Annotated in this window: 1 protein-coding gene; it reads right to left on the reverse strand. The window is 35.1% G+C overall.

The genetic code is table 11. The annotated features are described in order from the left end of the window. Positions 1-954 (reverse strand): hypothetical protein (locus C0512_RS15975; RefSeq protein WP_290863369.1); only part of this gene is annotated, 954 nt, incomplete at its 3' end. Positions 955-1,050 lie beyond the last annotated feature (96 nt).

The following is a 1,050-nucleotide window of genomic DNA, read 5'->3' on the forward strand; positions in this document are numbered from 1 at the left end:
AGCAAGTATATTTGGATTTTTTAAGTTGGCACTAGCTTCAAAAAGGTAGTTTAAAGTATTTTTGTCGCCTCGTAATTCGCTTAGCCCACTTAACAGCAAGGAATCCAAAGTGCCGTCTGAACTGCTCTTTAATGTTGCAACAAATGCGTCTGTTATCTTACTAGAGTCAATTTCGAATTGAGGAAGTAATTCTGCGGCATTGTATTTTGTTTTTTCGTCCGAACAATTCAAATCATCGATTAGTTTGTCTATTGTCTGATTTTCATATTTTTCATAACCATCAACTTCTTTAAGTACAAGACGAAGTACTTTATTTTTCTGCTCAAGCCTAAATGTTTCTGTGGTGACTTTTGATTCTAACTCATCTTTAATAGAATCTAAATTAAGATTGAGTCCCGAAATTTCTCTTTCCTTCTCAAGAATAATATTTTGAAATTCTTCTATTTTTCCGTTAATTTCGTTCTCTTTTTTACGAAACTCCTTTAAAGTTTCCTGAGCGAGGTCTATCTCATGTTTAACTTTTATAGTTGCATCAATAGCCTCTTCTCTTTTCTTATCTAGTTTATCGACTTGCTTTTCTATTTTTCTTTCGACTGTACTACTAAAGAAGGCCCATATTCCGCCAATCGATCCAAGGAATAAAGCAATAACCCCAAACATAATTTGTCCAGTAGCCCAGTTTGAGACCTCTTTTTCAGCATCGATTGATAACTTCGATACTAGTCTTTTGTGCTCTTCATCGGAAATTAAAGAATCACCAGTTGCTGGGTTCGAGTTTTTTATTACTATTTCATCGACATGAATATTATTTGAGCTTGTTTTTTCAACACGAGTTATGGATTCTTTCCTTTCTTCCGGTGCAGAATCACTGGCCTGAACGGATGTGGCAACACCGAACAAAACCATCCCTAATAACATGTAAATATTTAATAATACCCCAAAGCGATGATACATCTGCGTTTTCCTAGATACGGTTGCTAAAATATATTAAGTTAATTATGTCTATAATGGTGCTGGTTGTAGAGCCTTTGAGGTCAATTACCGTCCACC

It is taken from the genome of Flavobacterium sp. (genome assembly GCF_013822155.1).
GTDB lineage: Bacteria > Bacteroidota > Bacteroidia > Flavobacteriales > Flavobacteriaceae > Flavobacterium.